The organism is Methylibium sp., from assembly GCF_013817365.1.
Lineage (GTDB): Bacteria > Pseudomonadota > Gammaproteobacteria > Burkholderiales > Burkholderiaceae_C > Methylibium.
On the sequence record NZ_JACDCU010000133.1, the window covers coordinates 1 to 8,976 of the forward strand.

Consider the following 8,976-nt stretch of genomic DNA (forward strand, 5'->3'; position numbering starts at 1 on the left):
CGGCTCGATGCCCTGCGTGCGCTGCAGGAGAAAGTGCAGACGGAAGGCAAGCTCGGCCCCTGGCTGGCCAAGCATGGCCTGCAAAGCGTCAAGGGCCTGTGGACCCGGCTGCACATCGAGACCGGCTGGGAGACGGCGCTGGAAGCCGCGCTTCGCGAGCGCATCAATGCGCTCGAAGTCGGCCGCATGGAGACCGTGCGCGCCTTCGAGACCGACGCGCCGCCCGCCAAGCTGGCCTTCTATACGCCGCCCGCGGCCGCCATCGCCAACACGCACACGACGCTGCCGCGCCTGTCGGACCTGCTGCGCCTGAACGACGCGGGCCTGACCGCGCTGCTCAACGACTGGCTCGAAGGCGTCTACACCGCCGCCTCGCTCGACGAGGCCTTGGCCGGGCGCGGCAAGCTCACGCACGGCGAGATCGTCATGACGCCCGCCGGCCATGCCGTCAGCCCGTTCGCAGTGAGCTTCTACGCGCCCGACAGCGAACAGGCCGGGATGCTGGCGCGCGCTCAGGAAATCGAGAACCTGGAGAAGCAGACCCGCGCGCAGGCATTGATCGTCGACGAGGCCCGGGCCGGCCTCGTGCGTGCCGAAGCGGCCTATACCGACGCCTCCTCACGGCTCGTCGGCGTGCGGCGCGAAGCCGCCGAGGGCCAAACGCGCAAGCACGAGTTGCAGGTCGAAGTGCTGCGGTTGACCCAACTCAGCGAACAGACCAGCGCGCGGCGCGGCCAGATCGAGGCTGAGCTGGCCGAGATCGACGCTGGCCTGGAAGACCTGTCCGAGCGCCGCGCCACCGGCGAGGCGCGCTTCGAGGAACTCGACCTGCAGCTCGCCATCGAGCAGGAACGCCATGCCGAGCTCGGCGATGCCGTGATCCTGGCCGAGCGCCGGCTCGCCGATGCACGCGAGCAGCAGCGCTCGCTCGAGCGCGAGGCGCAGGAAGCCCAGTTCGCCTCGCGCGCTTTGGCGGCGCGACGCGGCGAGTTGCAGCGCGTCATCGAGACGGCCGCGCAGCAACTCGCGGCCAACGAGCAGAGCGCGACGCAGTTGCAAGAAGAGCTCGCGCGCCTGACCGACGCCACCGCCCAGGCCGGCCTGCAGTCGGCACTGGCGCTTCGCCTGGAGCGCGAAACCGCGCTGGCCACGCAGCGCAGCCACTACGACGACTTGTCGACCCGCCTGCGCGCCGCCGACGAGCAGCGGCTGGGCTTCGAGCGCAGCCTCGAGCCGCTGCGCGAGCGCATCGGCAAGCTGCAGCTCGAAGCGCAGGCGGCGCAGTTGGGCGGTGCGCAGTACCTCGAACAGTTGACCGCCGCCGAGGTGGACAGGGAAGTGCTGGCCCAGGGCATCGAAGCCGGCAGCGTCAAGCTCTCCGGCCTGCAGACCGAGATCGACCGCATCAACCGCGAGGTCGCGGCACTCGGCGCCGTCAATCTGGCTGCCCTCGACGAGCTGAGCGCCGCGCGCGAACGCAAGGGTTTCCTCGACGCGCAGTCGGCCGATCTGGTGGAGGCGATGACGACGCTCGAAGACGCGATCAGGAAGATCGACCTCGAAACCCGCGAACTGCTCGGCAGCACCTTCGACACCGTCAACGAACACTTCGGCCGCATGTTCCCGCTGCTTTTCGGCGGCGGGCAAGCGAAGCTGATCATGACCGGCGGCGAGATCCTCGATGCCGGCGTGCAGGTGATGGCGCAGCCGCCCGGCAAGAAGAACGCGAGCATCCACCTGCTCTCGGGCGGCGAAAAGGCGCTGACAGCCATCGCCCTGGTGTTCGCCATCTTCCAGCTCAACCCGGCGCCGTTCTGCCTGCTCGACGAAGTGGACGCACCGCTCGACGACGCCAACACCGAGCGCTACACCAAGCTGGTCCGGACGATGTCGGAGAACACGCAGTTCCTCTTCATCTCGCACAACAAGATCGCCATGGAAATGGCCGAACAGCTGATCGGGGTGACCATGCAGGAGCAGGGCGTTTCACGCATCGTGGCGGTCGACATGGAGGCTGCCGTGTCGATGGCGGTCGCAGCGTAATGCGCGCAGCAAGAATGAGCCCGCAGCCATGAGCACCCTGCAAGTCTGGCTCCTCGTGCTCGGAGTGATGGTGGTGGCCGGCGTAATTGCGCACGGCGTGTGGAGCGCGCGGCGCAGCGCGGTGCGGCAGGTCGAGACCGAGTCGGGCGAGGCGGCGATGGGGCGCGAACCTTCGATGGACCGGCCGGCCGATCCGGCGCAGGCGGACGCGGCTGCGACCCGCATCGAGCCCACCCTGGCACGCCGCGGCGGACCGCGGCTCGATGCGCTGATCGACGCGATCGCCGCGATCACCGTGGAAAGCCCGGTGGCCGGCGAAACCGCCGTCACGCATCTGCCGCCGGCGCGCCGCGCCGGCACCAAGCCGCTGCTGGTCGAAGGCCTCAACGCCGAAAGCGGCGAATGGGAGCTGCCGGTGCCGGGCCAGCGTTACGGCGAGTTCCAGGCCGGCGTGCAACTGGCCAACCGCAGCGGCGCGCTCAACGAGATCGAGTATTCCGAGTTCGTGCAGAAAGTGCAGGCCTTCGCCGAGCCGCTGGCCGCCTTGCCGGACTTTCCGGACATGCTCGACGCCGTGGCGCGGGCACGCGAGCTCGATGCTTTTGCCAGCCAGCACGATGCGCAACTGGCACTGCGCCTGGTTTCGCGCGGCCCGGCCTGGTCGCCCGGTTACGTGCAGCAGCACGCCGCCCGCCATGGTTTCGTGACGGGCGCCCTGCCGGGGCGGCTGGTTTTGCCCGGCCTCGACGAAGGTGCGCCACCCGTGCTGACGCTCAACTTCGACGCCCAGGCTGCACTGGCCGATGACCCGAGCCAGGCCCCGCTGCGCGAGCTGACCCTGGCTTTCGACGTGCCGCAAACCGGCAGCGCGGCCGCACCGTTTGCCGCCTGGTGTGCCGCCGGCGAGGCCTTGTCGAGCGAACTCGATGCTGCTCTGTACGACGATGGCGGCCAGCCTTTGCACCCGACGTCTTTCGCCGCCATCGGCCAGGAGCTCGAGCGCCTGTATGCGAGCCTGGCCGAGCGCGACCTCGCGGCGGGATCGGCAGCGGCGCGGCGGCTGTTCAGCTAGGGCCCTCTTCGCGAGGAGTGCGCACACCGATCGCAGCGATCGCAGCGATCTTGCGTCGGCCGGCGTACCGCGCCCATGGAGACCTTGTTTCGCAAGGGCTGGAGCCCACCTGCTGCGATGGCACCGCCCGAGCGGGCACGCTCCTAAACTGCCGCCATGCCGCAATCCCAGCCCCCTGAGCTTGCCCCGCGCGCCTCCGAGTTGCGAGAGCAACTGCTGCACCACGCCCATCGCTACCACGTGCTCGACGCGCCTGAGATTCCCGACGCCGAGTACGACCGCCTGTTCCAGGAACTGCAGGCCATCGAGGAAGCTCAGCCGGAACTGCGCACGCCCGACTCGCCGACGCAGCGCGTTCTCGGCGCGGTGCTCGCCGGCCTGACACCGGTCCGGCACACCGTGCCGATGCTGTCGATCGCGACCGAGCGCGACACCGGCGAAGCATCGGCGCGCCGCTTCGACGCGCGCATTCGCCGGGCGCTGGCGCTGGGCGATGCCGATGCGCCGGTCGAGTATTCGGCGGAGCTCAAGTTCGACGGCCTCGCGATCAACCTGCGCTACGAGCGCGGCGTGCTGGTGCAGGCCGCCACGCGCGGGGACGGTGAGACCGGCGAAGACGTGACGCACAACATCCGCACGATCGGGCAGATCCCGCTGCGGCTGAAGTGGCTCGCTCTGCCGTCAGCGCGGGAGATGGGGGGGAGTGAGGACGCGCCGGAGGTCCTCGAAGTGCGCGGCGAAATCTTCATGCGACGCGACCACTTCGAGCGCATGAACGAGCAGCAGCGCGCCGCCGGGCTCAAGACATTCGTCAACCCGCGCAACGCCGCGGCCGGCATGGTGCGGCAGCTCGACTCGAAGGTCACCGCCTCGCGTCGCCTGAGTTTCTACGCTTATGGCTTGGGTGATGTGCGCGGCTGGGAGTTGCCCGAGACGCACAGCGCAACGCTCGATGCGCTGGCGAAGATGGGCGTGCCGGTCAACGGCGAACGCGCGGTGGTGCGCGGCGCGGACGGGCTGGTCGGTTTTCATGCGCAGATCGGCGAAAAGCGCGCTGCTCTGCCGTTCGACATCGACGGCGTGGTCTACAAGATCGACGCGCGCGCCTTGCAGCAGCAGCTCGGCTTCAAGTCACGCGAACCGCGCTGGGCGCTGGCGCACAAGTACCCGGCGCAGGAGCAGACGACGGTGGTGCGCGACATCGACGTGCAGGTCGGGCGCACCGGCAAGCTCACGCCCGTCGCCAAGCTGGAGCCGGTGTTCGTCGGCGGCACGACGGTCAGCAACGCGACCCTCCACAACGAGGACGAGACGCGCCGCAAGGACGTGCGCGTGGGCGACACGGTGATCGTGCGCCGCGCCGGCGACGTGATCCCCGAGGTGGCGAGCGTCGTGCTCGAGCGCCGCCCCGCCGATGCCGGCGAGCCCTTCGATCTGTTCAAGCGCCTGGGTGGCAAGTGCCCGGTGTGCGGCAGTGCCATCGCGCGCGAGGAGGGCGAGGTCGACTGGCGCTGCTCCGGCGGCCTGTTCTGCGCCGCCCAGCGCAAAGAGGCGATCCTGCACTTCGCCGGCCGTCGCGCGATGGACATCGAAGGCTTGGGCGACAAGCTGGTCGAGCAGCTCGTGGAAGGAGGAACGGTCCGCACCTTGCCCGATCTTTACGGCCTGACGGCCGATCAGTTGGCCGGTCTCGATCGCATGGCCGCGAAGAGCGCCAAGAATCTGGTGGACGCGCTCGACAAGAGCAAACGGACCACCTTGCCTCGTTTCCTCTTTGCGCTCGGCATCCGCCACGTCGGCGAAGCCACAGCCAAGGATCTGGCGCGGCACTTCGGCTCGCTCGACCGCATCATCGATGCGAGCGAGCCGCAACTGCTCGAGGTCACGGATGTCGGCATGGTCGTCGCGCAGAGCATCCGCCTCTTCTTCGAGCAGGCGCACAACCGCGAAGTGGTGGGCGAATTGCGCCGCCTGGGCATTCGCTGGGAAGAGAGCGACGGCACCGCCGACCACACGCCCAAGCCGCTGGCCGGCAAGACCTTCGTGCTGACCGGCGCCTTGCCCAATCTGAATCGAGAAGAGGCCAAGGAGCGCATCGAGGCGGCCGGCGGCAAGGTCGCCGGCTCGGTGAGCAAGAACACCGACTACCTGGTCGCCGGCGAAGAAGCCGGCAGCAAGCTCGACAAGGCGCGCGAGTTCGGCATCGCGCTGCTCGACGAAGCGGGGCTCGAAGCCTTGCTGGCTTCGTAGCGCACGCGTCGCCGGATACTGGCATTCGGAAGGAGTCACCCGCCATGACTATTCACACCATTCTCAAGATGGGCGACCCCCGCCTGCTGCGCATCGCGCAGCCGGTACGCGAGTTCGACACGCCCGAGCTGCACGCGCTGGTCGCCGACATGTTCGAGACCATGGAGGCGGCGCATGGTGCAGGTCTGGCGGCGCCGCAGATCGGCGTCGATCTTCAACTGGTGATCTTCGGCTTCGGCAGCACCGATCGCTATCCCGATGCGCCGCCCGTGCCGCGCACCGTGCTGATCAATCCGCAGATCACGCCGCTGACCGACGCGCTGGAAGAAGACTGGGAGGGCTGCCTGTCCGTGCCCGGCCTGCGTGGCGTGGTGCCGCGCTTCGCGCGCATCCGCTACGGCGGTTTCGATCCGCAAGGCCAGCCGGTCGATCGCGAGGCCGAAGGCTTCCACGCCCGCGTGGTGCAGCACGAATGCGACCACCTGATCGGCACGCTGTACCCGATGCGGGTGCGCGACTTCAGCCGGTTCGGCTACACCGATGTGCTGTTTCCGGGGCTCGACGCATCGGACGATTGAGCCGGCACGGCAATGGTGCCGAGCCGCCCGCCACAAGGATCGCCGGCGTCTACTTCAGCAGTGGCTTCAGCGCCGGCCACACATTGGCCAGCATTAACGGCTGAGCAGATTCGCGCGGGTGAATCCGGTCGGCCTGGAACAGCTCCGCCGCATTCGCCACGTCGGCCACGCTCTTGAGCAGGAAGGGCACGAGCGCCACCCCCTGATCCTTCGCGACGCTCGCGAACAAGGCCGCGAAATCGTCCGAGTAGGCACGGCCGTAGTTCGGGGGCACCTGCATGCCCAGCAGCAGCACCTCGGCATCGGCACCCTTCGATGCGCGCACCATCTCGGCCAGATTGCGCTCGGTCATGTCGAGCGGCAGGCCGCGCAGGGCGTCGTTGCCACCGAGTTCGATCACGACGACATCGGGCTTGTGCTGCGCCAGCAGGGCCGGCAGGCGGGAGCGCCCGCCGGCAGTGGTATCGCCGCTGATGCTGGCATTGACCACAGTGGCCTCGATCTTCTCTGCGCCCAGCTTCTTCTCGAGCAGCGCGACCCAGCCGCTGCCGCGTTTCAGGCCGTATTCGGCCGACAGACTGTCGCCCACGATCAGCACGACCGGCCGCGCCGTCTGCGCCTGCGCGGCGAGCGGTGCCGCGACGCAGCCCCACAGCACGGCTGCGGCGGCCCGCTTGATACAGTCCCTTCGGCTCAAGCCCATCCGGAGTGCTCCTTTCAACATGCCCGATTCCATCATCGCCGTCGAGCACGTCAGCAAGCGCGTGCAGGATCCGAGCGGCGAACTGACCATACTCGACGACATCGATTTCGCGCTCGCAGCGCAGGAATCGGCCGCGATCGTCGGGGCTTCCGGCTCGGGCAAGAGCACGCTGCTGGCCATCATCGCGGGGCTCGACACGCCCAGCGAGGGCCGCGTGCGGCTCGCCGGCACGGACCTCTTCTCGCTCGATGAAGACGCGCGCGCCGCGGTACGTGCCCAAAGCGTCGGCTTCGTGTTCCAGAGCTTTCAGCTGATGAGCAACCTGACGGCGTTGGAGAACGTGATGCTGCCGCTGGAGCTGCAGGGCCGCGCCGACGCGAAGGCGCAGGCTACCGAGATGCTTTCGCGCGTGGGCCTCGCCCAGCGGCTTGGTCACTATCCGCGCGTGCTGTCGGGGGGCGAGCAGCAGCGCGTGGCGCTGGCTCGCGCCTTCGTCGTGCGGCCCGCCGTGCTGCTGGCCGACGAGCCCACCGGCAGCCTCGATTTCGCCACCGGCGAAACGGTGATCCAGCTCATGTTCGAGCTCAACCGCGAGCAGGGTACGACGCTCGTGATGGTGACGCACGACCGCAGCATCGCGGCGCGCTGCGATCGGCAGGTGAAGATCGAAGCCGGCCGGCTCACTCGATGAACGCCCGGACGCGGTAGCCGTCGCGAAGCAAGGCACCTGCGTGCCGGAACCCGGCAGGCGGTCCCCCGGCAGATCACCGCCAGCTGCCTTCCATAATCGTCGGATGTCTTCCACAAGAATCCTCTTCGGCTTCCATGCCGTCTCCATTCGTCTGAAAACCGCGCCCGGCTCCGTGGTCGAGCTTTACGTCGATGGCACTCGTCGCGACATGCGCATGAAGCAGTTCCTCGAGCGCGCCCGCGAAGCCGGCGTGCGCCTGCTGGAAAGCGACGAGTTGCGCCTGCAGGCGCTGTCCGGCACGCACCGTCACCAAGGCGTCGTCGCCAAGGTCGCGCCCCTGCCGGTGAGCAAATCGCTCGATGACCTGCTCGATGCAGTGGACGGCCCGCCCCTGCTCCTCGTGCTCGACGGCGTGACCGATCCACACAACCTCGGCGCCTGCCTGCGCGTGGCCGATGGCGCGGGCGCGCATGCCGTGATCGCGCCCAAGGACCACGCGGTCGGCCTGAACGCCACGGTCAGCAAGGTGGCCAGCGGGGCCGCCGAGACGGTGCCTTACTTCATGGTCACCAATCTGGCGCGCACGCTGGGCGAACTGAAGGAGCGCAACATCTGGACGGTGGGCCTCGGCGACGATGAGCCGCGCACCCTCTACGCCGCCGACCTGCGCCAGCCGCTCGCGCTGGTACTGGGCGCCGAGGGCAGCGGGCTGCGCCAACTCACCCGCAAGACCTGCGACGAAGCGGTCAGCCTGCCGATGGCCGGGGCGGTGGAAAGCCTCAACGTGTCCGTGGCCAGCGGCATCTGCCTGTACGAGGCGGTGCGCCAGCGCGGCTGCGCCTGACGCCGAGCGCCATGCCGCCGGAGCCGATCGACGAGGTGCGCGGCTGGCTCGCCGAAGCGCCGCACGTTGCGGTGCTCACCGGCGCCGGCATGTCGGCAGAAAGCGGCATCGCGACCTTCCGAGATGCGTTGACCGGTTTATGGGCCCGCTTTGACCCCCAGCAGCTCGCCTCGCCCGAAGGCTTCGCCGCCGACCCGGCTCTCGTGTGGGACTGGTACGCGAGCCGGCGCGCCGGCGTGATCGCGGCCGAGCCGAACGCCGGCCATCGCGCCCTGGCCGACTTCGAACGCCGCCATCCGGGGCGGCTTCACGTCATCACGCAGAACGTCGATGACCTGCATCAGCGCGCCGGCAGCGAAAAAGTGATCCGCCTGCACGGCGACATCCTCGAAGACCGCTGGTTCGATGCCTGCCACCGCCATGCCCGCGGCGCGAACGTGTGCGATCCAGGCTGGGCCGAGCCGGGCAGCCCGCCGGCTTGCGCCGAATGCGGCAACCGGGTGCGCCCCGGCGTCGTGTGGTTCGGCGAGGCCTTGCCGGTGGCCGCGCTCGAAGCGGCCGAGCAGCTTGCGCGGCGCTGCGCCGTCATGCTCGTCGTCGGCACCTCCGGCGCGGTGCATCCCGCGGCCGGGCTGGCCTACACCGCGCGTCGCGCGGGAGCGAAGGTGGTCATCGTCAATCCGCAACCGAGCGAGCTCGATGCGCTGGCATTGCGGCGGTTGCAGGGCACTGCCGCCACGCTGCTGCGGCGGCTGTTGGCCGGGGAGCCGCCAGGGCCTGTTAGCGCTACGGGAG

Annotated in this window: 7 protein-coding genes and 1 pseudogene; 7 read left to right on the forward strand and 1 reads right to left on the reverse strand. The window is 69.2% G+C overall.

Going from position 1 to position 8,976, the window contains the following annotated elements:
• The 4 genes and pseudogenes from H0W38_RS10040 to def form a co-directional block, all read left to right on the forward strand.
• Positions 1-2,043, forward strand: a pseudogene (locus H0W38_RS10040) (chromosome segregation protein SMC); the annotation flags it as partial.
• 28 nt (positions 2,044-2,071) lie between these two features.
• A complete protein-coding gene (locus H0W38_RS10045; RefSeq protein WP_292453449.1) occupies positions 2,072-3,115 on the forward strand; it encodes a cell division protein FtsZ in 1,044 nt (347 codons plus the stop codon).
• Between the two features lie 156 nt (positions 3,116-3,271).
• Positions 3,272-5,365, forward strand: a complete 2,094-nt coding sequence (ligA, locus tag H0W38_RS10050; RefSeq protein ID WP_292453451.1) for an NAD-dependent DNA ligase LigA — start codon at positions 3,272-3,274, stop codon at positions 5,363-5,365.
• 44 nt (positions 5,366-5,409) lie between these two features.
• Entirely contained in the window at positions 5,410-5,943 is a 534-nt protein-coding gene (gene def / locus H0W38_RS10055; RefSeq protein ID WP_292453453.1) for a peptide deformylase, read from the forward strand.
• A gap of 49 nt (positions 5,944-5,992) precedes the next feature.
• Here def and H0W38_RS10060 read toward each other — a convergent pair whose 3' ends face one another.
• On the reverse strand, positions 5,993-6,646 hold the full coding sequence (locus tag H0W38_RS10060; protein ID WP_292453455.1) for an arylesterase: 654 nt from the start codon (positions 6,644-6,646) through the stop codon (positions 5,993-5,995).
• A 19-nt stretch (positions 6,647-6,665) separates the two neighbouring features.
• Between H0W38_RS10060 and H0W38_RS10065 the strand changes: the two genes are divergently transcribed.
• The 3 genes from H0W38_RS10065 to H0W38_RS10075 form a co-directional block, all read left to right on the forward strand.
• Positions 6,666-7,337 carry an ABC transporter ATP-binding protein gene (locus tag H0W38_RS10065; RefSeq protein WP_292453458.1) on the forward strand — a complete coding sequence of 224 codons (672 nt, stop codon included), beginning with the start codon at positions 6,666-6,668 and terminating at the stop codon, positions 7,335-7,337.
• 103 nt (positions 7,338-7,440) lie between these two features.
• Positions 7,441-8,181: a 23S rRNA (guanosine(2251)-2'-O)-methyltransferase RlmB gene (gene rlmB / locus H0W38_RS10070; protein WP_292453460.1), complete on the forward strand. Its 741-nt coding sequence runs from the start codon at positions 7,441-7,443 to the stop codon at positions 8,179-8,181.
• Between the two features lie 11 nt (positions 8,182-8,192).
• The coding region (locus H0W38_RS10075; RefSeq protein ID WP_292453463.1) for an NAD-dependent deacylase at positions 8,193-8,976 on the forward strand (784 nt) is incomplete at its 3' end.